This window comes from Streptomyces sp. TLI_146, assembly GCF_002846415.1.
Taxonomy (GTDB): Bacteria; Actinomycetota; Actinomycetes; order Streptomycetales; family Streptomycetaceae; genus Streptomyces.
Map to the genome: position 1 here is coordinate 1,624,566 of NZ_PJMX01000001.1, position 23,672 is coordinate 1,648,237.

Below are 23,672 nucleotides of genomic sequence, written 5' to 3' on the forward strand. Positions count from 1 at the left end.
CTCAGGCCGCGCGCTGGGCGCGGCGGCGGTGGCCCGCGATGATCTCGGCGTAGTGGCGCCCGCTGCCCTTGACCGTTCGCTTCTGGGTGGCGTAGTCGACGTGGACCAGGCCGAACCGCTTGTCGTAGCCGTACGCCCACTCGAAGTTGTCCAGGAGCGACCAGGCGTAGTACCCGGCGAGCGGGGCGCCCCTGCGGGCGGCGCGGGCACAGGCCGCCAGGTGTGCGCGCAGGTACTGGACGCGCTCGGGGTCGTGGACGGTGCCGTCGGGCCGTACGGCGTCGGGGTAGGCCGAGCCGTTCTCGGTGACGTGGATCCGGCGGGCGCCGTAGTCGTCGGTCAGCCGCATCAACAGGGTCTCGATGCCGCTCGCGTCGACCTCCCAGCCCATGCCGGTGCGCGGCAGGCGGGGGCGGGGGACCTGGCGGGCGAAGGGGTACGGGCCGTGCGGGTCGTCGGCGACGCGCACGCCGAAGTAGTAGTTGAGGCCCAGCCAGTCGAGCGGCTCGGCGATGGCCGCGAGGTCGCCGGGGCGCTCGGGCAGCTCCACCCCGTACACCTCCCTCATGTCGGCGGGGAAGCCCCGGCCGTGCACGGGGTCGAGCCACCAGCGGTTGGTGTGGCCGTCCATCCGGCGGGCAGCGGCGAGATCCGCCTCGGACCCGGTGGCGGGCTCGACGGTCGACAGGTTGTTGACGATGCCGACCTGGGCGGCGGGCGCGGCGGCGCGCAGCGCCCGGGTGGCCAGACCGTGGCCGAGCAGCAGGTGGTACGAGGCGCGGACGGCGGCCGTGATGTCGGTGAGGCCGGGCGCCATCCGCCCTTCGAGGTGGCCGATCCACGCCGAGCAGAGCGGCTCGTTGAGCGTGGCCCACAGCGGGACCCGGTCGCCCAGGGCTTCGGCGGCGACGGACGCGTACGCGGCGAAGTGTTCGGCGGTGTCCCGGGCGGGCCAGCCGCCCCGGTCCTGGAGGGCCTGGGGCAGGTCCCAGTGGTAGAGCGTGGCGTTGGGGGTGATCCCGGCTTCCAGGAGGGCGTCGACGAGACGGGAGTAGAAGTCGAGCCCCGCCCGGTTGACCGGCCCGTCGCCGCCCGGGAGAATGCGCGGCCAGGCGAGCGAGAAGCGGTACGAGGTGACGCCGAGCTCCTTCATCAGCGCGATGTCCTCGCGCCACCGGTGGTAGTGGTCGCAGGCGATGTCACCGTGGTCGCCGCCGTCGACCTTCCCGGGGGTGTGCGAGAAGGTGTCCCAGATCGAGGGGGCTCGGCCGTCCTCGGCCACGGCCCCCTCGATCTGGTACGCGGAGGTGGCCACACCCCAGGCGAAGTCCTCCGGGAGGGCGGCGAGGTCGATGGGCTCGGTCACGAATATCCTTTCGGGGAAGTGGGGGTGACGGTCCGTCACTTCACGGCGCCGGCCGTGAGCCCGGCGACGAGATAGCGCTGGAGCAGCAGGAACCCGGCGACCACCGGCACGCTGACGACCAGCGACGCGGCCATGACCTGGTTCCAGTACACGTCGTTCTGGGTGGCGTAGCCCTGGAGGCCCACGGCGAGGGTGCGGGTGGTGTCGTTCGTCATCACCGAGGCGAACAGGACCTCGCCCCACGCCGTCATGAACGCGTACACCGCGACCGCCACGATCCCGGGGACCGCCGCCGGGACCACCACCCGAAGGAGCGCGCCCAGCGGCCCGCAGCCGTCGACCATCGCCGCCTCGTCGAGGTCGCGCGGGACCGAGTCGAGGTAGCCGATCAGCATCCAGATGGAGAAGGGCAGCGAGAAGGTGAGATAGGTGAGGATGAGTCCGCCGCGCGAGCCGTAGAGGGCGACTCCGGTGGTGTTGCCGACGTTGACGAAGATCAGGAACAGCGGCAGCAGGAAGAGGATGCCGGGGAACATCTGGGTGGACAGGACGGTCACGGTGAACACGCGCCTGCCGCGGAAGCGGTAGCGGCTCACCGCGTACGCCGCGAAGACCGCGACCACGACGGACAGGACGGTCGCCGCACCCGCCACGATCAGCGAGTTCACGAAGTACTCGGCGAGCGGGACGGTCTTCCAGATGTCGAGGTAGGGCCGCACGGTCAGCCCGCTGGGCAGCCAGCGGAACCGCCCCGACACGTCCTGCAACGGCTTGAGCGAGCTGCTCGCCATCACGTACACCGGCAGCAGCACGAAGCCGGTGAGCAGGGTGAGGAAGACGCGCCGGGACCAGACGAAGGAGCGGGGCGGGGCGGTGGGGCTCGGGCTAGGCATCCGCGGACTTCCTTCCCCTGGACGTCAGGAGCAGATAGCCGCCCGTCACCACGAGCAGGAACAGCACCAGCAGCACCGACATCGCGGCGCCGGTGCCGAAGTTCCAGGTGACGAACGACGACTGGTAGATGTGGAGGGAGACCAGGTCCGCCGCCTTCGGCGCCGAGCGCCCGAACAGCACGTACGGCGTGTTGAAGTCGTTGAACGTCCAGAGGAACAGCACCAGGACGAGGACCTGGTTGACCGGCCGGAGCGCCGGCAGCGTGATCCGGCGGATCTGCTGCCACATCCCGGCCCCGTCGATCGCCGCGGCCTCGTACAGCTCCTTGGGGATGTTCTGCAGCCCGGCCGTCACGATGAGGAAGGCGAACGGCCAGCCCTTCCAGACCGAGACGGTGAGCAGCGCGTAGAGGCTGTTGTCGCCGATCAGCCAGAACGCGCGGTCGCCGCCGAGTCCGAGTTGGTCGTGCAGGACGTGGTTGACCAGCCCGTTGTCGCGCTGGAACATGAACGCCCAGGTGATGACGGCCGCGTAGACCGGCAGTGCGTACGGGACGAGGAAGAGCGCGCGCAGCGGGCCCCGGCCGCGGAAGCTCTCCTGCATGAAGACCGCCGCCGCCGTGCCCAGCAGCCAGCACAGGGCGACCGAGGCCACGGTGAACAGGCAGGTGGTGACGAAGGAGTCGAGCAGGTCCTTGCCGACGGGCGCGGAGAAGTCGACGGAGATCCTGTAGTTGTCGAATCCGGCCCAGGGCGCGGTGGTCCAGTCGCGGATGTAGAACTGGGTGAGCGTCTTGAAGCTCATCACGACGCCGATGACCATCGGCACCAGGTGGATGAGGAGTTCCAGGGCGAGGGCCGGGAGCAGGAGCAGATACGGCAGGCTCGCGCGGCGGATCCGGCCGGGGGTGCGGGGGCCACGGCGGCGGGCCCGTGGCGGCCCGGACCGCTCGGCGCGTTCCGGCGGGACCTGTGCGCCGACGGCGGTGGGCGCGGGGGTCGGCGGGGTCACGGGGGCGCTCACTTCGGCATCTGCTGCTGGGCCTTGGTGAGGGCCGCCTTCACGGACTCGGTGGTGACCGCGCGGCCCGCCGCCGCGTCGGCCCACAGGTCCTTCACGGCGGTGCCGACGGCGGTCTCGAACTGGGACTCCTCGGGGACCTGCGGCAGCGGGGCGGCGCTCTTGAGCAGCGTCTCCTTGAGCACCGAGGTGTCGGGGGCGCCGAAGACGGGGTCCTGCTGTGCGGCCTTGACCGGCGGGATCGAGCCGTACGTCCTGTTGAGGATCTTCTGTTCCTCGTCGCTGGTCATGAACTTCACGAACTTCAGGGCGCCCTCACGGTTGTGGGTGTTCTTGAAGACGGAGATGTTGATGCCCGCCACCATCGAGTTGACGTTCCTGGCAGCGTCCGGGGTCCCGGCCGGGACGGGCACCGTGGCGACGCCCCAGTCCTCGGGCTTCATGCCCTGCGCGGCGAAGGTGGAGGCGGCCGCCTGCCACAGCACCATGGCGGTCCGGCCGGTCGAGAAGTCGCGCAGCGACTGGTTCTGGGCGTACTCGGCGCTGCCCGGCGCGACGATCTTGTCCTTGGCCATGAAGTCGACGTACTGCTTCACCGCGGCGACCGCGCCGTCCGAGGTGAAGGTGGGCTTCCCGGCGGAGTCGAAGAAGTCCGCGCCGTGCTGCTTGCCCAGGACGAACACCTGGTGGATGTTGTTGGCGAGGTTGGCGCCCTCGGCGCCGAGCGCCCACTTGCCGTCCCTGGAGAGCCGCTTGCCGTCCGCGACGAGTTCGTCCCAGGTCGCGGGCGGCTTCGCTATCCCCGCGTCGGCGAACATCTTCTTGTTGTAGTAGAGCGCGTACGACAGCGAGTACAGCGGGACGGCCGCCGGGTCCTTGCCCGGGGCGCCGGCCGCGGCGACCGCGGAGTCCGCGAACCGCGCCCGGCCGCCGATCGCGTCGAACGCCGCCCCGTCCCACGGCAGGAGCGCACCGGTGGCCTGGAGCGAGGCGGACCAGGTGTTACCGATGTTCAGTACGTCGGGGCCCTGGCCGGAGGTGGTGGCGGTGAGGATGCGGTTGAGCAGGTCGGACCAGGGGACGACCTCAAGCTTGACCTTGATCCCGCTCTGCTGCTCGAACTTCTTGAGCTCGGCGGTCAGGATCTTCTTGTCCGCCTCGATGTTCGGCCCCTGGTTGGACGCCCAGTACGTCAGGGACTTCGGGGAGTCGTTGCCGCCCGCTCCTCCTGTGTCGGATCCGCCACCGCAGGCGCTCGCGGTGGCGGCGAGAGCGGTGACGGTCGCGAAGGCAGCCGCGGCTCGGAGTCTGCGCATGACGGGATCGCCCCTTTCCGGGGTTCCAGAGGTGGTCGGATACCAGAGGGTGGTCCGGGGGGTCCAAAGGTGGTCGGGTTCCAAACTTGGGGGGTTTCAGGGCAGGTTGAGTTCAAGCCCTGAACGGACTCACGCCTTAATTTAGGACGTGAGTTAAGACCCGAGGGAAGGTCGCGTCAAGGCCCCGCGCGACGGTATGTTGCACGCAGGGAGGGAGCCATATGGCCATGCCGAACAGACGAACCGTTCGTGACCTGCGGCGGGACAACCGGACCGCGGTATTGCAACGGTTGTATTTCGACGGTCCGACGAGCCGTCAGGCGCTCGGTCCCGCCACCGGGTTGAGTTCAGGTTCCATCAGCAACGTGGTCACCGAGCTCGCCGCCGAAGGGCTCCTGGAGGACGCCGGCGTCGTCGACTCGGACGGCGGCCGACCGCGCACCCTGCTCCGGGTCGCCCGCGACAGCGGCCACCTCATCGGGGTGGACGTCGGCGAGACCCGCGTCCGCGTCGAGCTCTTCGACCTGGTGATGAGCGAACTGGCCCGCGCCGACCTGCCGTTGGAGTCCGGCGGCTACGACGTGAACCACATCGTCGGCCTCATCCGCGACGGGGTGGCCGCCGTGCTGCGCGACGCCGCCCTGGCACCCGGGCGCCTGCTCGGCATCGGCGTCGGGGTCCCGGGCATCGTCGACCGCAGCGGCGCCGAGGGAGCCGTGGTGCATGGGCAGACCATCGGCTGGGACGCGGTCCCGCTGGAGGCCCTGCTGCGCACCGCGCTCGCCACCGAACTCCCGCCGGGTGTCGGCCTGTTCGTGGAGAACGGCGCCAAGACGCTCGGCCAGGCCGAGATGTGGTTCGGCGGCGGGCGCGGCGCCGAGAACGCGGTGATCGTCCTGTTCGGCTCGGGCGTCGGCGCGTGCATCGTCTCCGACGGGCAGATCTACGGGGGTGCGCACAGCAGCGCCGCGGAGTGGGGCCACACCACGGTGCATGTCCGCGGCCGCCGCTGCCGGTGCGGTGCGCCCGGCTGCCTGGAGGCGTACGCGGGGGCGGAGGCCCTGGTCGCCCGCTGGCGCGAGGCGGGCGCCGTCCTGCCGGACGGCATCGAGGAGGAGGCGGCCGTGTCGGCGCTGGTGACGGCGGCGTACCCGGAGGGAGTTGACCAGGAGACGGCAAGCGCGGGCGAGTCTGACGCGGACCCCGTCGCGCGGGCCGTGCTCGACGAGACCGCCGAGTACCTCGGCGCCGGACTCTCCGACCTCATCAACCTCTACAACCCCGAGCGCATCCTCATCGGCGGCTGGGCCGGGCTCCAACTCGGCCCGTACATCCTGGAGTCGGTGCGCGCGCACGCCACCGCCTACGCCCTGCGGCACCCCGCCGAGCGCGTCACCATCGAGCTCGGGCGGCTCGGCCCGGACGCGGTCACGGTCGGCGCCGCGACCCTGCCACTGGCCGACTTCTTCGCGCGCGGCGGCCGCCGCGCACCGGGCGACGGGGCACCCGTCGTCCCCGAGCAGCCCGGCTGGCGGGCGTCGGTCGAGGAGCGCGCCGCACGCTGACGGCATCGGGGGGGTGCCTTCACCGGCGCGGGGGCAGGGAAGCGGTACGCGCGGGCACGACCGCCCCTGGCCCCCCGGGCCTCGGCTCCGCCTCCGGCCCCGTCCCCAACAACCCGTCCGCGTACAACTCTTGACGTGTCGGTAACGCCGGAGAACCATCTGGGTGGCAATCGGAGAGCGCTCTCAGATATCCGTCCCTCACCCCCACGACTCAGGATCGAGGCGCGATGCCCGCTCCCCTCACCGGTTCGCCGGTGGCCCACAGACCGTCCCCCCGACCCTCCCCCGGACCTTTCGCACACCCCCGGCGACTCGCCGCCGCCCTGGCCGCCGCGCTGGTGGCCGCGCTGCTCCTCTTCGTCCCCGCGCCCGCCGCCCACGCCGATCCGCCGCCGCTCTCCCAGGGTCGGCCGGTCACCGCGTCCAGCCAGGAGAACGGCGGCACCCCGGCCGCCGCCGCCGTCGACGGGAGCGACGGAACCCGCTGGTCGAGCGCGTTCTCCGATCCGCAGTGGATCCAGGTCGACCTCGGCGCCCCGGCCACGCTCGGCAAGGTGGTGCTCAAGTGGGAGGCGGCGTACGCCAAGGCGTACCGCATCGAGCTCTCCACCGACGGCACCGCCTGGACCACGGCGTACTCCACGGCCAACGGCCCCGGCGGCACGGAGACCCTGAACATCTCGGGCACCGCCCGCTATGTGCGGATGTACGGGACGGCCCGCGCCACCGGATACGGGTACTCCCTCTGGGAGTTCCAGGTGTCCGGCAGCGGCAGCACCACCGTGCCCGGCGGCGGGGACCTGGGCCCCAACGTGCTGGTCTTCGACCCCTCGACCCCTGACATCCAGGGCAAGCTGGACCAGGTGTTCCGGCAGCAGGAGTCGGCGCAGTTCGGCGACGGCCGCTACGCCCTTCTGTTCAAGCCCGGAACGTACAACGGCATCAACGCCAACCTCGGCTTCTACACCTCGATAGCGGGGCTCGGGCTCAACCCGGACGACACGACCTTCAACGGCGATGTGACCGTGGACGCGGGCTGGTTCAACGGCAACGCCACCCAGAACTTCTGGCGCTCCGCCGAGAACCTGGCGCTCAACCCGGTCAGCGGCACCGACCGCTGGGCGGTCGCGCAGGCCGCGCCGTTCCGGCGGATGCATGTGAGGGGCGGGCTGAATCTGGCGCCGAACGGCTACGGCTGGGCCAGCGGCGGCTACATCGCGGACAGCAGGATCGACGGCACGGTCGGCCCGTACTCGCAGCAGCAGTGGTACACCCGCGATAGCTCGGTGGGCGGCTGGACCAACGGCGTGTGGAACATGACCTTCTCCGGGGTGCGGGGCGCGCCCGCGCAGAGCTTCCCCAACCCTCCGTACACCACGCTCGACACCACACCGGTCTCGCGCGAGAAGCCGTTCCTCTACCTCGACGGCAGCGACTACAAGGTGTTCGTGCCCGCGAAGCGCACCGACGCACGCGATGTCTCCTGGGCCTCCGGCGCCTCGCCGGGCAGCTCGCTCCCGCTCAGCCAGTTCTACGTGGTGAAGCCCGGCGCGAGCGCCGCCACCATCAACCAGGCGCTCGCCCAAGGTCTCAACCTGCTGTTCACGCCCGGGATCTACCACGTCGACCGCCCGATCGAGGTCACCCGGCCCGACACCGTGGTCCTGGGCCTCGGGCTCGCCACGATCGTGCCGGACAACGGTGTCACCGCGATGCGGGTCGCCGACGTCGACGGGGTGCGGCTCGCCGGGCTCCTCATCGACGCGGGGCCGGTGAACTCGCCCGTACTGCTCCAGGTCGGGCCGCCCGGGGCGAGCGCGAACCACGCGGCCGACCCGACGACCGTCCAGGACGTGTTCGTCCGGATCGGCGGGGCCGGCGCGGGCCGGGCCACCACCAGCATGGAGATCAACAGCAACCACACCGTCGTCGACCACACCTGGCTGTGGCGCGCCGACCACGGCAGCGGCGTCGGCTGGGACACCAACCGGGCCGACTACGGTCTGACGGTCAACGGCGACGACGTGCTGGCCACGGGCCTGTTCGTCGAGCACTTCAACAAGTACGACGTCCAGTGGAACGGCGAGCGCGGCCGGACGGTCTTCTTCCAGAACGAGAAGGCGTACGACGCTCCCAACCAGGCCGCCATCCAGAACGGCGGCGTGCGCGGGTTCGCCGCGTACAAGGTGGCCGACTCGGTGACCGCCCACGAGGGCTGGGGGCTTGGCAGCTACTGCTACTACAACGTGGATCCGACGATCGTCCAGGACCACGGCTTCCAGGTGCCGGACCGGCCGGGCGTGCGGCTGCACGACGTGCTGGTGGTGTCACTCGGCGGCAAGGGGCAGTACGCGCACGTCGTCAACGGCACCGGCGCGCCGACCTCGGGCACCTCTACGACGCCGTCGACGCTGGTCTCGTATCCCTGAGAGCCTGTGACGCGCGACCGCGCCGGAGACCGGTCGGGTCTCCGGCGCGGTCACCACGGGGTGGGTGGTTCAGTGCCGGGCCGTGCGGCGCCGGCGCGCGGCCCAGACGATGCCGGCGCCCGCGACGAGCACCGCACCGCCCATACCGGCGACGAGCGGGGTGGAGCTCGACGATCCGGTCTCGGCCAGGTTGGGGCTCGGCGCCGGGGCGGGGGCCGCCGGCGCGGAGGTGCTGGGCGCGGGGGCCGGCTTGCTCGGCTTGGCCGACGGGGTCGGGGTCGGCTTCGACGGCTTGGACGGCTTGCCCGACGGGGTGGGCTTGGTCGGCGGGGCCGTGTCGCACACGGGGGACGTCTTGGTCTCGTCGCGCGAGTACTGGTCCCCGTCGCCCGCCTTCACGATGAGGTGGAGCGTGAGCTCCTTGTCGTGGGCGGGGAGCTTGAGGTTCTTGTGGAACTCGCCCTTGAACTGCTCGGTGGGCAGCACGTCCTTGCCGTCCGCCGTCTTGATGGTCACCGTGTTGGTGGCCTCGTCGGAGTACCTGGTCAGGTCCACCGTGACGGCCGAGCAGGTCACCTTCCACACAGGGGTGTGGGCCTGCGCGGGCACCGCGCTCAGGCCGACGCCGATGAGGCCCGCAGCGGCTGCCCCTATCAGCGCTCCACGACGACGCCCCGTTCCTCTGATTACGGTCACAGAATCCTCCACTGTTCCGTACCGCCGGATTGACGGTGCGCGCACAGTACCGCTCCCGTCCCAGGGCCGAGCAGCGGTCCCCCACATCACTCCCCTCACTGTCCTGTTCGCGACGGGTCGCCCCGTGCTATACACGCGCCACCGTTGTCACGCTCACCACCCATGGGGGACCGAATGAGCCGAACGTCCTTATTTCTGCGTGCTGTTGGGGTGTTCGCCGCGACGGCCGCGCTCGCCCTGGGAGCCCCTGCCGCCGGGGCGGGCGCCGCCGCGCCGGCACCGGCCGCGACCGCCCTCCCGGCGCTTCCGCAGCCGAATGCGCATGGTCTGACCCTGAAGAGCTGGTCCGCCGTCGCCGGGTCCGGCGGCCGGATGGCCGACGCGACCTTCACCACCGGCGCGGTCTTCACCCCGCGCGGCGGCACCCCCTGGATCAGCCCGGTCCAGGTGCCGGTCACGGTGCGGATCCTGCTGCCGGTCGGATACCGGAGCGACCCGGCCAGGCCGTACCCCGTGCTGTACCTGCTCCACGGCGGGGGCGGCGACTTCCAGCAGTGGTCGCTGCCGGACTCCGGGGACGTGGCGGCGACGCTGGCCGGGACGGCGTTCGACGGGATCGTGGTGATGCCGGAGGGCGGCCGGGCAGGCTGGTACAGCGACTGGGCCGGGCACACCGACGGGCACTTCGCCCCGCAGTGGGAGACCTTCCACGTCGACCAGCTGCTGCCGTGGATCGACGCCAACTTCGCCACGGTGAAGGACCGTTCCGGCCGGGCCGTCGCCGGGGCCTCCATGGGCGGATACGGGGCACTGCGCTACGGCGGCCGCCACCCCGAGCTCTTCTCGGCGGTCGGCGCCTTTTCCGGGGGCACGGACCTATATCAGGCCAACGCCCAGAAGACCATCGCGGATTCCATGTGGCAGGCGGGTGCGGCGATCGGCTGGACCGGGCTGCTGAATCCGTTCTTCCGCGTCACCGGCGACACGCAGTACCGGATGGAGACGGTGTTCGGCCCGCAGAGCAGCTGGCCCTCCGTCACTCCCGTGAGCCTCGCCCTGAACGACGCATACAAAAGCTACGACGGGAAACTCGCCTTGTACGCGGGCGGTGCGAACGGGAGCGGTGAGACCGACGTCAACGGCTGGAACCGCACCCTGCACGAGAACCTCGACCGCCGCTCCACCCAGCACCGTTACTGCACCGGACCCGGTGAGCACAGCTATCAGTACTGGACCGGAGAACTGAAGGACTTCGTGGCACTCGTCTACGGGACCACGCCCGCGCAGTGCCCGAATGGCTGGGGATCGCCTACGCGGTAAATGGCCAGCATAAGCGGGCCTTTCAGGAGCCCATAGCGTCACCATTGGGTCATATCCCGCCTTTTCCAAGGGAGTTGAATTTCTTTCAACCACACCCGGGAAAGGCCTCCCGGTCGCGCAGGGAAGGTAGTCACCAGGCAGGCAGCCAAGAGAATCCGTCATTCCATTTCAGGAATCCCTTGCCTGAATGGACGGTTTCAGGCCGGGCGGCTCCGCGCGCCGGTGAATGGCGCCTTGTGGACGGCCCGGTGCCAAGCAGACGATCGGTCCTCGTTCCTGTGCGACAGCCGTGCAAGCGGCTGACGCTCATGTCTTCGAGGAGGTTCCTGTGGTGAACGACCGGATGTCCCTCAGCCCGGATGCGGCACGGCAACTCGCGAACGCCACCAAGACCACGCCGCAGATGCGCGGCATCACGCCCCGGTATCTGTTACGCGCCCTGCCCTGGGTGGACGTCGAGTCCGGCGTCTACCGCGTCAACCGGCGCCGCACCTTCGTCCTGGGCGACGATCGGATCACCACGTACGCGGACAACGACGGCACCAACCACGTCGTCCCCGGCGACCTGCGCGAGATGCCGTATCTGCGCGACGCCGACGACGCGCTCCTGACCGAGCTGGCCGACGCCTTCACCGAGGTCTCCTTCGAGTCCGGGCAGGTCCTGGTGCAGAGCGGGGACCCGGCCGACCGGCTGTGGGTGATCGTGCGCGGCCGCGCCGAGAAGCGCATGACCGGCCGGTACGGCGAGGAGGCGCTGATCGAGGTCATCGGCGACGGCCAGTTCTTCGACCTCGACAGCTGGACCCGGTCCGAGCCGATGCCGTACCGCGTGCAGGCGCTCACGCCCGGCGTGGCCCTGGTCGCGGAGCGCGGTGCGCTCGCCGCCCTGACCGACCGGGACGCGGGGGTCCGGGCCGCCATGGACGACTACGCCGCCGGGAACCACATGGTGCCGGGCGCCGAGGTGCCGGTGGACCTGTCCTCCGGCCATGTGGGCGAGCCGGATCTGCCGGGGACGTTCGTCGACTACGAGGACGCGCCGCGCGAGTACCACATGACGCTCGCGCAGACCGTGCTGCGCGTCCACACCCGCGTCGCGGACCTCTACAACGGGCCCATCGACCAGACCCGCGCCCAGTCCAACCTCACGGTCCAGGCGCTGCGCGAGCGGCAGGAGGCGGCGCTCCTGAACCACCCGGAGTTCGGCCTGTTCAACAACGTCTCGGCGGGCCAGCGCGTCCAGGCCCGCACCGGCTCGCCCACTCCGGACGACCTCGACGAGCTGCTCGCCAAGGTCTGGAAGCAGCCCGGGTACTTCCTCGCGCACCCCCGGGCGATCGCCGCGTTCGGCCGTGAATGTACCCGGCGGGGCGTGCCCCCGGTCGTCGACACCCGGTTCGGCAGCCCGCTGCTCACCTGGCGCGGAGTGCCGCTGCTGCCGTCGGACAAGGTCCGGTTCACGGGCGGCATGGGCTCCGGCACCACCGAGATCCTGCTCATGCGGATGGGCGAGGCCGAGCAGGGCGTGGTGGGCCTGCGCCCGTCGAGCGTCCAGGACGAGGTCGAACCCGGTCTGGCGATGCGGAACATGGGCACGGACCAGAAGGGCATCACCTCGTACCTGATGACCGCGTACTTCAACACGGCCGTCCTGGTCGAGGACGCCATCGCCGTGCTCCAGAACGTCGAGGTATCCAACTACCATGACTATTCCTGACCTCACCCGGCAGGTGCCGTCGGTGCCGGTCACGGGAGTGCCCGCGATGCCCCAGCAGGGCGCCCCGACCGAGCAGCCGGCCGCTCCCGCGCCGACGAGCGTCCCCGAGCAGCCCGGCGCACCCGGGCAGGCGGGGCTCCCCCGACGGCCCTCGGTGCCGGGCGCCTACTCGGCCGAGGCGGCCCGCCAGGACTTCCCGATCCTGCACCGCACGGTCAACGGCCGCCCGCTGGTCTGGCTGGACAACGGGGCGACGACGCAGAAGCCCCGCCAGGTCATCGAGGCGCTCGGCGCGTACTACAGCGCCGCCAACTCCAACATCCACCGGGGCGCCCACACCATGGCCCGCGAGGCCACCGAGGCGTACGAGGCGGGGCGCGCGGCGGTCGCCGGGTTCCTGGGGGCGCCCGGTCCCGACAGCATCGTGTTCGTGCGCGGCACCACGGAGGCGGTCAACCTGGTCGCCCAGAGCTGGGGCCGGGACAACCTCGGGCCCGGCGACGACATCCTGGTACCGGTCCTGGAACACCACTCCAACATCGTGCCCTGGCAGATGATCGCCAAGGAGACCCGGGCCCGGGTGGTGCCGGTTCCGCTGACGCCGGAGGGGGAGATCGACCAGTTCGCGTACGCGGACCTGCTCTCCTCGCGGACCCAGCTGGTCGCGCTCAGCCACGCCTCCAACGTCCTGGGCACCGTCCCGCCGGTGAAGGAGATGACCGCGCTCGCCCATCGGTACGGGGCGAAGGTGCTGGTGGACGGGGCCCAGGCGGTCGCCCACTTCCCGGTCGACGTACAGGACCTGGACGCGGACTTCTACGCGTTCTCCGGGCACAAGCTGTTCGCCCCGACCGGGATCGGCGCCCTCTACGCCAAGCCGGAGGTCCTCGCGGAGATGCGGCCCTGGCAGGGCGGCGGCAACATGATCGACTCGGTCGACTTCGGCCTCACCACCTTCGCGCCGGTCCCGCACCGCATGGAGGCCGGCACCGGCAACATCGGCGGTGTGGTGGGGCTCCTCGCCGCCCTCGACTGGTTGGGCTCCTTCGACCGCGACGCGATCACGGCGTACGAGGAAGGGCTGATGGCCTACGCCCAGCAGGCCATGGCCACCGTGCCCGGTCTGGAGCTGGTCGGGGCCGCACCCGACCGGATCGCGGTGCTGACGTTCACACTGGCGGGCCACGATCCGGCGAGCGTCGCCGACTGGCTGGACCGCGACGGCATCGCCATCCGCGCGGGCCACCACTGCGCACAGCCCGCGCTCGCCCACTACGGCCTGGAGTCGGCGGCCCGTGCCTCGCTGGCGCTCTACAACACGTCGGAGGAGGTGGATCAGCTGGTGGCGTCGTTGCGTCAGCTGCAAATGGCGTCGGGCTGACAGATAGCAACTGACAGCTGACAGCTGACAGCTGACAGATGACGGCTGACGGCTGACGGCTGACGGCTGACGGCTGACGGCTGACGGCTGACGGCTGACAGATAACGGCTCACAGGTGACGAACGACCGGTGACGGGCGACAGATTTCAGTGTCTGTCGTCCGTCACCCGCATCGCCCGCCACGGCGGCCGATGCGCCTGCGGCGGGACGGTCGGCAGCGGCGGCAGGGGCGCGCCCACCGAGTCGAGGCGGCGGCGCAGCAGCTGGTTCTCCACGTAGAGGTCGGCCAGGACACGGACCTTGGAGCGCACCGCCCACTGGTCCACCGGCTTCACCAGGAAGTCCGCGACGCCGAGGTGGTAGGCGCGGGCAGCGAGGTCGTCGTCGCGGCCGATGCCGGTGACCAGGATGACCGGCAGGTTGCGGGTGTGGTCCAGGCGCTTGAGGTAGTCGACCACTTCGAGGCCGTCCATCTGGGGCATCAGCACATCGAGCAGGATCACCGCTATGCCGCCGCGCAGCACGGTCTTCAGCGCCTCGTCCCCGCTGCGGGCGCACACTATCGGGCGGCCCACGGGACGCAGCACACTCTCCATGGCGAAGAGGTTGTCCTCGCGGTCGTCCACTACGAGGATCTTCCACGAACTGTCCACGTCCCAACCACACTCCCCTGCAGCCGGACTTTCACAGTAGTGCGCACAGGAGCCGAGCGCAGGAGGCCCTTGGTACCTGCCAACGGCATCTGCGCCCGCCGCCGAGGGGGCCGGTGCGGGGGCGGCGGACGTCTACGGGCGTCCGCCAGCGCAAACAGGAGCGCCGCCCACGCCTCCAAGCGTCCCGGAGCTCTCCGCGTACGAATAATTCGGCCGGTTGTGACTCCCCCTTTTGGCTCTTCTGCATGCTTCGGCGGCACGGCGGGCCGGGGCCGCGTCCCCTAGCGTGGGGGCATGGACGAGGCGCATGGTGCGGAAGCGGGCGGGTCGTCGGCGGAGCCCGACGACCCCGCGTTCCCCGCAAGCGTGGCGCCGCGCTGCCGCAGCCTCGACGCGCTGGACGCCCAGGTGATCCGCTGCAGGGCCTGTCCGCGTCTGGTGGCCTGGCGCGAGGAGGTCGCCGCGACCAAGCGGGCGGCGTTCCGGGACTGGGAGTACTGGGGGCGGCCGGTGCCCGGGTTCGGTCCGCCGGACGCGGCGCTCGCGGTCGTCGGCCTCGCCCCGGCCGCGCACGGCGGCAACCGGACCGGCCGGATGTTCACGGGGGACGCCTCCGGCGACTTCCTCTTCGCCGCGCTGCACGAGGTGGGCCTTGCCTCCCAGGCCGAAGCCACGCACACCGGGGACGGCCTCGAACTGCGGGGCGTACGGCTGGCCGCGCCCGTGCACTGCGCACCGCCCGACAACAAGCCGACGCCGCAGGAGCGCGACAACTGCCGCCCATGGCTGGCGGCCGAACTGGAGCTGCTGAGCCCGGGGTTGCGTACGGTCGTCGTGCTCGGCGCGTTCGGCTGGCAGGCGCTGCTTCCGGTACTGGGCGCGGCGGGCTGGCAAGTGCCGCGCCCCCGGCCGAAGTTCGGGCACGGCGTCCAGGTGACGCTGTCCGCGTCGGACGAGGGCCGCGCACCTCTGCATCTGCTCGGCTGCTACCACCCGAGCCAGCGCAACACGTCGACGGGACGGCTCACGCTCGCCATGCTCGTCGAGGTGTTCCGCGAAGCCGCGCGTCTGTCGGGGCTCTGAGGTCGGGACTCGGAGTCGACGCTCGGAAGCCGGGGCTCCGCAACCTCCCACTTTGGCTACTTTGGTTGAACCTTGACCGAAAAAGCCGACCGCCATGCCCGCTTCACCGGCTCCCACCTGCCCGGATCGCACGCCGCGCGGCCCGGGTGTGTGATGGAGGGGATGGTCTCAAGGGGCGGGAGCGACGAAAGGAGCCGGTATGCACACCGGACGGATACGTCGAGCGGCCGCCGCGACCCTGTTGTCGTGCGGTCTCGCCATGGGCGGCCTCGCCACCGCGGCAGCGGCGGCCCCGGCTCACGACCAGGGTGACGGCCACGACCGCGGCCAGGGCAGCGGCTGGTCGTGGGACGCCCACATCAGCGGCTGGATCCGGGAGGACCACAACAGCGGTCGCGACTGGGACGACCACGGCGGCGGCCGGCACTGGGACGACCACCGCGACCACCATGACGGCCGGGACCGGGACCACCACGACGGCGGCCGGGTCTGGGGCACGGTCACCTCGCGCATCGAGCTGAACGTCCGCGACAACCCGAGCCTGAACGCCGGGGTCGTCGTCGCCCTGAGCCCGGGCAGCCAGCACCGCATCGAGTGCAGGACCCACGGTTCGAACGTGAACGGAACCTCCACCTGGTACTGGCTGAGCGGCGCCGACGGCTGGGTCAGCGCGGCGTTCATGCAGGCCGGCGGTGACGTACCGAAGTGCTAGCGCGTGTCCTGGGAGCGACGGCGCGGCCTTCGTTGCGCTCACGTGAACAGTGCGCACTGCCGGGAATAGCGACATCGGGACGGGCCTTGGAGCTGCTGAGAGCGAGGAGTCAGCAGATGCCCAAGGCGTACGCGTACACCCGCAACGGCGGGCCCGAGACCGAGGCGTTCATCGAGCGGGACCGGCCGCGCCCGGGCCCCGGCCAGTTGCTGGTCGAGGTCCGGGCGGCCGGGGTGAACCCGGTCGACTGGAAACTGCGCAGCGGCCTTCGCGCGCCGGGGACGCCGGAGCCGGAGCTGCCCGCCGTGTTCGGCAGAGAGGTCGCCGGCGTGGTCGCGGAGCTGGGCCCCGGGGTGTCGGGCTTCGCCGTCGGGGACGCCGTCTTCGGCAATCCGGTGAGCGGCGGTTACGCGGAGTACACCCTGCTGCCGGTCCCGGTGGCCGCCCACAAGCCGGCCGGACTGTCGTTCGCGGACGCGGCGACCCTGCCGGTGGCCGGGGCGACGGCGTACGACGGCGTGCGCCAGCTGGACCTGCCCGCCGGGGCGACCCTGCTGGTCACCGGCGTCGGCGGCGGCGTGGGCGTGGCCGTCGCGCAGATAGCCAGGGCCTTCGGGGTGAAGGTGGTGGGCACGGCGAGCGCGGGCAAGAAGGAGTTCGTCGAGTCGCTGGGCGCGGTGCACGTGTCCTCGGCGGGCGATGGCCTGGCCGAGCGCGTCCGGGCGGCGGCGCCGGACGGTGTCGACGCGGTCTTCGATCTCGTCGGCGGCGAGGTCCTGGAGACGGTCGCCGCGCTCGTCGACGACCGTACGAAGCTGATCACGGCGGCCGATCCGCCGGGGGTGGCCCGGCTCGGCGGCTCGCCGGTGCGGCGGGCCCGCACGGCCGCGGTGCTCGACGAAGTGGCGCGGCTGGTGGTGAGCGGGGAGCTGCGCCCGTTCGTCACGGCGACGTTCCCGCTGGAGCGCGCGCCCGAGGCGCTGCGCGCGGTCGAGGACGGCCACACGCGCGGCAAGGTCGTGATCGAGGTGGCGCCGTGAGCGCACCGCACCCCCTCGACAACCCGGCCCGCGCCTCCCTCACCGGGCCGCACGCCCACTTCGCCGAGCGGCTGGGGCGGGTGCTGCGCTATCCGCCCGAGGTGACGCCGTGGCTGGCGCTCTCCGACGACCCGGGACCGCAGGACTGGGCGGACGTCGCCGCGCTGGCCGGGCCGGGCAACGAGGTGCCGCTGCTCGGGATGAGCCATCTGCCGCCCGCGGACTGGGAGTTGACGTTCGAGGCGGACGGGGTGCAACTGGTGGACGACGGGGCGGCCGCCCGTCCGTTCGACGAGGCCGTGACGCTGACCGCCGCCGACGTACCGGAGATGATGGCGCTGGTGGAGCGGACCCGGCCGGGCCCGTTCCTGCCGCGCACCATCGAGCTGGGCACCTATCTGGGCGTGCGCAGGGACGGCGTCCTGGTGGCGATGGCGGGCGAGCGGCTGCACCCGCCCGGCTGGACGGAGATCAGCGCGGTCTGCACCGACGACGCCTTCCGCGGCCAGGGCCTGGGCACCCGGCTGATCCTGGCGGTCGCGGCGAACATCCGGGAGCGCGGCGAGCGGCCCTTCCTGCACACGGGCGCGCGCAACACCGGCGCCATCCGCCTCTACGAGTCCCTGGGCTTCCGGCTCCGCCGTACCACCCGGTTCATGGCGGCCCGGGTGCCGGACGACCAACTGGCAAGCCTCACAACATCATTTCACTCGTTCGAGTGATGAAACGGTCGTGTGAATTGTTTCTGCACTTTTGGCGCTCCGGCTAGCGTCTAACGTTCCCCCCGGCGGCCCAAGCCCCCGGCCGTCACACCAAAACGCTGCCTTTGGGGGAGAGATAGTGCGCCGCGACGAATACGTCGACGACGGTCCGCCAGAACTCGTGCCGGCTTCCCGCCCGCACTACGAGCGGCCGTCCCTGAGGGTCCACACACGGGCCGGAGTGACCGTCGCCGAGCTGCACGGCGAAATCGACATCCAAGCCGTCCAGGCGCTGCGGCCGCGCCTGGACACCCTCACCGGGGACGGGGTGGGCGCGCTGGCCGTGGACCTGCGCCCCATCCGGTTCCTGGACTGCTCGGGACTCGCCCTGCTGGTGCGGGCCCACCGCCGGGTGACCGAGCGGGGCGGCTCGTGGGGGCTCGTCTGCGACCATCCGCTGACGCTGCGGATCCTGCGGATCACCGCCCTCACGACCGTCCTGGGGCCTGCTCCGACGCTGGAGCAGGCCCTGCCCGCCGTCAGGCTTCCGAACGGGTCCGGGCCAGCCGGAGAGTGACCAGCTCGAAGGGCCGCAGCGCCAACCGCACCACGCCGTCGGCCAGTTCAAGGGAGGTGCTGTCGACGAGCGGCCGCTCCAGCAGGTCGGTCGCCACCACCGCGTCCGCCTCGAAGCCCGGGGCGACCCGGGCCCGGGCCCGGCCGCCCCGCGACTCGTAGAGCCTGACGACCACGTCGCCGCTGCCGTCGTCGGCGAGCTTCACCGCGCTGACGACCACCGCGTCGTCGTCGACCGACACCAGCGGCGCCACCTCCGCCGCGCCCGCGACCCGCCGCTCCGGCAGGTTGACGCGGTAGCCCTCGCGCACCGCGTCACCGATCGTGGCGCCGGGCACGAGCGCGTGCCGGAAGTGGTGCAGCCCCTGGTCGGTCTCGGGGTCGGGAAAGCGCGGGGCGCGCAGCAGCGAGACGCGGACCGTGGTGGTCGTGCCCGGCCCCTCGGCGGCGTCGCGCACGGTCCGGGTCACGTCATGCCCGTACGTGGAGTCGTTGACGAGGGCGACGCCCCAGCCCGGCTCCTCCAGATGGACGAAGCGGTGGTTGCAGGCCTCGAACTTGGCCGCCTCCCAGCTGGTGTTGGTGTGGGTCGGCCGGTGGACATGGCCGAACTGGGTCTCCGACGCGTACCGCTCGGCGTGGATGTCCAGCGGGAACGCGGCCTTCAGGAACTTCTCGGTCTCGTGCCAGTCGACCTCGGTGTCGATGTCGAGCCGCTTGGCGCCGGGGGCGAGGCTGAGCAGCTGGGTGACCTTGGAGTCGCCGAAACTCCGCACGATCCGGACGGCGGCCACACCCCCGTCCTCCACGGCGACGAGCTGGTCGAGGTCCGTCAGATCGGTCACCGTGTTGCGGTAGAACGCGTCCACGTCCCACGCGTCCCACATGTTCGGGAAGTCGGGGTGGATCTGGAGCAGGTTCGCGGCCTTTCCGGGGGCGACGGTCTCGCGCCCGGCGCCGATGTCGTACGCGGACACCACCAGCCCTCGGGCGTCGATCGCCACCGAGAGCAGCCCGTTGTCCAAGACGAAGCCGCCGCCCTCGCGCGGCGCGGCGCGGCTCACGCCGATATGGACGGCGGGGGCGGCCCCGCCCGCCGGCACTCCGTCGCGCGCGTGGGGCGCCGAGTTGAAGACCAGGGTGGCGCCCGAGTCGCCCTCGCCCGCGAGCGCGCGCTGTGCGCCGTCGATGATCGCGTTCAGCTCCCGCGCGACGGCCGCATAGGTCTTCTCCGCCTCCCGGTGCACCCAGGCGATGGAGGAGCCGGGCAGGATGTCGTGGAACTGGTGCAGCAGCACGGTCTTCCAGATCCGGTCCAACTGCTCGTACGGATACGGGAATCCGGCCCGCACGGCCGCCGTCGCGGCCCACAGCTCGGCCTCGCGCAGCAGGTGCTCGCTGCGCCGGTTGCCCTGCTTGGTCTTGGCCTGGCTGGTCAGCGTGGCGCGGTGCAGCTCCAGATAGAGCTCGCCCACCCACACCGGCGCGTTCGGGTACTCCGCCTGCGCCTTGGTGAAGAACTCGGCGGGGCTCTCCCACTCCACGGTCGCCGAGCCCTCCAGACTCCGCAGCCGGGCGGCCTTGGCGACCATCTCCCGGGTGGTGCCGCCGCCCCCGTCGCCCCAGCCGGTCGGGGCCAGTGAGTGCCGGGCGTGGCCCTTGTCCTTGAAGTTGCGGGCCGCGTGGGCGATCTCGCTGCCCTTCATCGAGCAGTTGTAGGTGTCGACGGGCGGGAAGTGGGTGAAGATCCGGGTGCCGTCGATGCCCTCCCACTGGAAGGTGTGGTGCGGGAACTTGTTGGTCTGGCTCCAGGAGATCTTCTGGGTGAGCAGCCACTTGGCTCCCGCCGCCTTGATGATCTGCGGCAGCCCGGCGGCGAAGCCGAAGGTGTCGGGCAGCCAGGCCTCGTCGTTCTCGACGCCGAACTCGTCGAGGAAGAACCGCTTGCCGTGCACGAACTGACGGGCCATCGCCTCCGAGCCCGGCATGTTGGTGTCCGACTCCACCCACATGCCGCCCGCGGGCACGAACCGCCCGTCGGAGACGGCCTTCTTCACGCGCGCGTACACCTCGGGCCGGTGTTCCTTGATCCAGGCGAACTGCTGCGCCTGCGACATGGTGAAGACGAAGTCCGGCTCGTCCTCCAGGAGCGCCGTCATGTTCGACGTCGTACGGGCCACCTTGCGCACGGTCTCGCGCAGCGGCCACAGCCACGCCGAGTCGATGTGCGCGTGCCCCACCGCGCTGATGCGGTGGGCGGTGGGCCCGGCCGGCACCGCCAGCACACCGGCGAGCTCGGCGCGGGCCGCCGCGGCGCTGCCGTTCACGTCCTGGAGGTCCACCGCGTCGAGCGCGCGGCCGATCGCCCGCAGGACGTCCCAGCGCCGGGCGCCCTCGACCGGCAGCTCGTGCATCAGCTCGCCCAGCACCTCCAGGTCGAGGACGAGCTGCCACACCGTCTCGTCGAAGACCGCGAGGTCCATCCGGGCCAGCCGGTACTGCGGCTCGGTGCCCGCGGTCTCCTTGTCGCCGAGGGCGGTCGGCACGAAGGGGTGGTAGTCGAGGATGACCGGGTTGGACGCGGCCTCGATGTGCAGCCGCACCTCCTCGCCGCCCACGGCGGGCGCGCCGACGCGCACCCACTGGTTGCGCGGGTTGAGGCCCTTCACCGGGGTGCCGTCGGGGCGGTAGACGAGGCCCTCGCACTGGAAGCCCGGCATGTTCTCGTCGAAGCCGAGGTCGAGGAGCGCCTCGACGGTCCGCCCGGCCCACTCGGCCGGTACGGTCCCGGTCACCCGGAACCAGCTGGTGCCCCACGGCGCGCCCCAGGCGTCCCCGACCGCGATCGGCTCGGGGACAGCGGCCAGCCCCTCGGCGACCGGGACGGGCTCGCCCGGCGCGTGCCACACCGCCACTTCCAGCGGGACGGATTCGGGGTACACGGCGGGGCGGATGCGCTCGTCGAGGACTCGCTTGAGGCGGGCTTCGACCAGGCTGCGGTCGTCATGCATGAGGATCTGCTCCGTGGGTCGAGGGTCGAGCGGGGTGCGGGTGCCAGGAGGTGGCAGGGGTTACCAGTGGTGGACGGTGGAGGCGGGTGCGGAGGCCGTGTAGAGCTCGTCGACGGCCCGTATCTCGAACCGCGCCGCCCGCTCGCCTCCTTCCGGCTTCAGTGCGGGAACGAAGAAGGCATTCCCGCACGTTCCCCCGAGGAAGCGGCGGCTTCCCCCGGGCAGCACCCGGTGCAGCTCGTAGTGGCGCACCGCGCCCGGCGCCCGGCGCCAGGCGAAACGCAGCGAGGTGCCCGCGGCGCCGGTCGCCGAGCCGGTGACGCGCAGCCTGCTCGGCGCGCCCGGCCTCGTGGCGGCCGCGCCGCGCACCGCCAGCGCGCCCAGGCGCCACCGGGCACGCCCCTCGGCGGTGAGCCGGACGCCGAGCGAGCGGGCCGTCCCGGAAAGGGTGTTCAGCCGCAGGGCCGCGGTGCTCCAGCCGGAGCCGCCCGCCCGCAGAGTGCCCGCCGGGATGTAGGTGTACGGGACCGGGTCACCGGGTCCGGCGGGCTCGCGCAGGGCGACCGCGAGCTCGACGGTGACCGTGCCCTCGTCGGCCCGGTGGGTGAGCTCGACGACCGTAGAGCGGGACAGCGGCAGCCGGGTCGCGTGGAGCTCGATGGTGGCAGGGGCGTCGAAGTCGCCGTCGACCAGGAGGCTGGACCCGCCGCGCCAGGCGTCCGCGAAGTCGAAGGAGACGGCCGGGCGGCGCCCGCTCGTGCGGACCACCCAGCGGCGGCCCGGCAGCCGGTCCTGGAGGCCGAGGTGGTTCCACTCGGCGGCCGAGGTCACCTCGCCGCGCTCGTACCAGCGCAGTCCGTGCCCGGTGTTGAAGGAGGTCGCGAACGGCAGCCGGTCGACCGTCGAGCGGTCCGCGACCACGGTCGCCGGGGCGCGCCAGCCGTCCGTGTCCGGCTGCGAGGGGTCGAGGGAACGCCCGGTCCAGAACCGGTCGTCGGCCGCGTGGAACTGCCCCGGGGTGCGCCCCTCGGGCAGCTGGTTGCGGGTCCACTCGGGCCGGTAGAGACCGTACGAGACGATGTGCGCCCGGTCGCGGGGCACGATGGCGTCCCAGTCCACGGAGCTGTCCCACCCATGGGCCTCGACGTCGACGCCGGCCCACAGCTCGTAGCGGCTCCGGCCGAGCCTGTCCGCGAGCTCACCGGAGGAGGCGAGGCTCCCGCCCGACCACCGGAAGTCCACGAACATCGCGTCGGCGCTGCGGAAGAAGTCCTGATTCTGCGCGTCGAGCGCGCCCTGCCACCCCACGGACCCATCGACGGTCATCGCGTCGTACCAGGTGACGCGGAGTCCGGAGGCCTCGCTGCGGGCCTTGAGGTCCCGTACGAAGGCGAGCATGTCGGCGCCGAGGGCCGCGTCGCCGCCGTCGGTCTCGGCGTTGACGAACCACCCGTCGAAGCCGTACGCGACCGCCACCTCGACGAGCTTCGCGGCGAGCGGGAACCGGCCGAGCGGGTCGCGCCGCACCAGGTCGCGGGTCCAGCGCAGCTCGCCGCCCCACGCGGTCGGCGGCAGGAAGACGGTGCCGAGCACGGGCACGCCGTTGCGGTGCGCCGCGTCCACGACCGGCGCGTTGGGGGCCAGGATCAGCCCCTCCCCCGCCGAACCGCCCCAGAACACCAGCTCGTCGAGGTAGGCCCAGTGGGTGAGCGCGTAGTGGTCGGCGGTGGCCGCGCCCTGGGACGGGTTGCCCGCGGTGTGCCCGAACGACACGAGCGCCTGGATACGGGCCTGCCGGGCGCGGGCGCTCCGGTTCACCGCCACCGGCGTGAACCGCCGGGCGAGCGGCACGGACGCGGTGTTGAAGGCGAGGTCCCGGTCGTCCGCGGCCCGCCAGTCCTTCAGACTCCGCCAGGTGATGCCGGGGCCGGGGGTGCCGGAGGGGAACGAGTCCGGGTACCAGTACGAGGCATACGGCTGAAGATCGACGGGAGCGCCCTCCGTTGCCCGAGCGGCAACGGCTGGGCCGACGACAGCGGCAGCCGCCCCGGCTCCGGCGAGGACGACGGTACGGCGGGTGGGTCTGGGGAGGGGCATGGGGGTCTCTCCTTTTCAGGTGGTGTGGCCCTACCGGGCCGGGGTCCGCGCTGTACTCATCACGCTGTCGAGCCGAGGCTTCATACGGGGCTGAG

At 71.8% G+C, this 23,672-nt stretch carries 18 protein-coding genes; 10 read left to right on the top strand and 8 right to left on the bottom strand.

Annotated elements, in window-relative coordinates; all coding sequences use genetic code 11:
• Position 1: 1 nt before the first annotated feature.
• The 4 genes from BX283_RS07475 to BX283_RS07490 are packed head-to-tail and all read right to left on the bottom strand — an operon-like array spanning position 2 to position 4,596.
• A complete protein-coding gene (locus tag BX283_RS07475) occupies positions 2-1,366 on the bottom strand; it encodes a GH1 family beta-glucosidase (RefSeq protein WP_101386859.1) in 1,365 nt (454 codons plus the stop codon).
• Positions 1,367-1,401: 35 nt separating this feature from the next.
• Positions 1,402-2,259: a carbohydrate ABC transporter permease gene (locus tag BX283_RS07480; RefSeq protein ID WP_101386860.1), complete on the bottom strand. Its 858-nt coding sequence runs from the start codon at positions 2,257-2,259 to the stop codon at positions 1,402-1,404.
• The gene (locus BX283_RS07485; RefSeq protein ID WP_101386861.1) at positions 2,252-3,283 is read right to left on the bottom strand and encodes a carbohydrate ABC transporter permease; all 1,032 of its coding nucleotides are present in this window, start codon (positions 3,281-3,283) and stop codon (positions 2,252-2,254) included. Before BX283_RS07485 ends, BX283_RS07480 begins: the two co-directional genes overlap by 8 nt.
• Complete coding sequence (locus BX283_RS07490) at positions 3,280-4,596, bottom strand: sugar ABC transporter substrate-binding protein (protein WP_101386862.1); 1,317 nt, start codon at positions 4,594-4,596, stop codon at positions 3,280-3,282. Before BX283_RS07490 ends, BX283_RS07485 begins: the two co-directional genes overlap by 4 nt.
• A 221-nt stretch (positions 4,597-4,817) precedes the next feature.
• Between BX283_RS07490 and BX283_RS07495 the strand changes: the two genes are divergently transcribed.
• Together BX283_RS07495 and BX283_RS07500 are read left to right on the top strand one after the other, a co-directional pair.
• Complete coding sequence (locus tag BX283_RS07495; protein WP_101386863.1) at positions 4,818-6,161, top strand: ROK family protein; 1,344 nt, start codon at positions 4,818-4,820, stop codon at positions 6,159-6,161.
• Between the two features lie 227 nt (positions 6,162-6,388).
• Positions 6,389-8,590, top strand: a complete 2,202-nt coding sequence (locus tag BX283_RS07500; protein WP_101386864.1) for a discoidin domain-containing protein — start codon at positions 6,389-6,391, stop codon at positions 8,588-8,590.
• A gap of 69 nt (positions 8,591-8,659) precedes the next feature.
• Here the strand turns inward: BX283_RS07500 and BX283_RS07505 are convergent, their stop codons facing one another.
• A complete protein-coding gene (locus BX283_RS07505) occupies positions 8,660-9,286 on the bottom strand; it encodes an LAETG motif-containing sortase-dependent surface protein (RefSeq protein WP_101386865.1) in 627 nt (208 codons plus the stop codon).
• 210 nt (positions 9,287-9,496) lie between these two features.
• Between BX283_RS07505 and BX283_RS07510 the strand changes: the two genes are divergently transcribed.
• The 3 genes from BX283_RS07510 (at position 9,497) to BX283_RS07520 (ending at position 13,704) form a co-directional block, all read left to right on the top strand.
• On the top strand, positions 9,497-10,606 hold the full coding sequence (locus tag BX283_RS07510; RefSeq protein WP_180357093.1) for an alpha/beta hydrolase family protein: 1,110 nt from the start codon (positions 9,497-9,499) through the stop codon (positions 10,604-10,606).
• A 331-nt stretch (positions 10,607-10,937) separates the two neighbouring features.
• Positions 10,938-12,323: a family 2B encapsulin nanocompartment shell protein gene (locus tag BX283_RS07515; protein WP_101392204.1), complete on the top strand. Its 1,386-nt coding sequence runs from the start codon at positions 10,938-10,940 to the stop codon at positions 12,321-12,323.
• Positions 12,310-13,704, top strand: coding sequence for a cysteine desulfurase (locus BX283_RS07520; RefSeq protein ID WP_101386867.1), 1,395 nt, complete (start codon positions 12,310-12,312; stop codon positions 13,702-13,704). The genes BX283_RS07515 and BX283_RS07520 overlap by 14 nt, the downstream gene beginning before the upstream one ends.
• Positions 13,705-13,850: 146 nt before the next feature.
• Here the strand turns inward: BX283_RS07520 and BX283_RS07525 are convergent, their stop codons facing one another.
• Complete coding sequence (locus tag BX283_RS07525) at positions 13,851-14,357, bottom strand: two-component system response regulator (RefSeq protein ID WP_101386868.1); 507 nt, start codon at positions 14,355-14,357, stop codon at positions 13,851-13,853.
• A gap of 294 nt (positions 14,358-14,651) precedes the next feature.
• Here BX283_RS07525 and BX283_RS07530 point away from each other — a divergent pair, with 294 nt between their 5' ends.
• The 5 genes from BX283_RS07530 to BX283_RS07550 all read left to right on the top strand — a co-directional run bounded on the left by BX283_RS07530 (position 14,652) and on the right by BX283_RS07550 (position 18,470).
• Complete coding sequence (locus tag BX283_RS07530) at positions 14,652-15,440, top strand: uracil-DNA glycosylase (RefSeq protein WP_101386869.1); 789 nt, start codon at positions 14,652-14,654, stop codon at positions 15,438-15,440.
• Positions 15,441-15,639: 199 nt separating this feature from the next.
• Entirely contained in the window at positions 15,640-16,152 is a 513-nt protein-coding gene (locus tag BX283_RS07535) for a hypothetical protein (RefSeq protein ID WP_101386870.1), read from the top strand.
• A gap of 116 nt (positions 16,153-16,268) precedes the next feature.
• Positions 16,269-17,192: an NADP-dependent oxidoreductase gene (locus BX283_RS07540; protein ID WP_101386871.1), complete on the top strand. Its 924-nt coding sequence runs from the start codon at positions 16,269-16,271 to the stop codon at positions 17,190-17,192.
• Entirely contained in the window at positions 17,189-17,914 is a 726-nt protein-coding gene (locus tag BX283_RS07545; RefSeq protein WP_101386872.1) for a GNAT family N-acetyltransferase, read from the top strand. The genes BX283_RS07540 and BX283_RS07545 overlap by 4 nt, the downstream gene beginning before the upstream one ends.
• Positions 17,915-18,032: 118 nt before the next feature.
• Complete coding sequence (locus BX283_RS07550; protein ID WP_257582176.1) at positions 18,033-18,470, top strand: STAS domain-containing protein; 438 nt, start codon at positions 18,033-18,035, stop codon at positions 18,468-18,470.
• Here the strand turns inward: BX283_RS07550 and BX283_RS07555 are convergent.
• The gene (locus BX283_RS07555; RefSeq protein ID WP_101386873.1) at positions 18,433-21,480 is read right to left on the bottom strand and encodes a glycoside hydrolase family 38 C-terminal domain-containing protein; all 3,048 of its coding nucleotides are present in this window, start codon (positions 21,478-21,480) and stop codon (positions 18,433-18,435) included. The two genes, BX283_RS07550 and BX283_RS07555, sit on opposite strands and share 38 nt — an antisense overlap.
• A gap of 60 nt (positions 21,481-21,540) precedes the next feature.
• On the bottom strand, positions 21,541-23,577 hold the full coding sequence (locus tag BX283_RS07560) for an endo-beta-N-acetylglucosaminidase (protein WP_101386874.1): 2,037 nt from the start codon (positions 23,575-23,577) through the stop codon (positions 21,541-21,543).
• Positions 23,578-23,672: the final 95 nt, after the last annotated feature.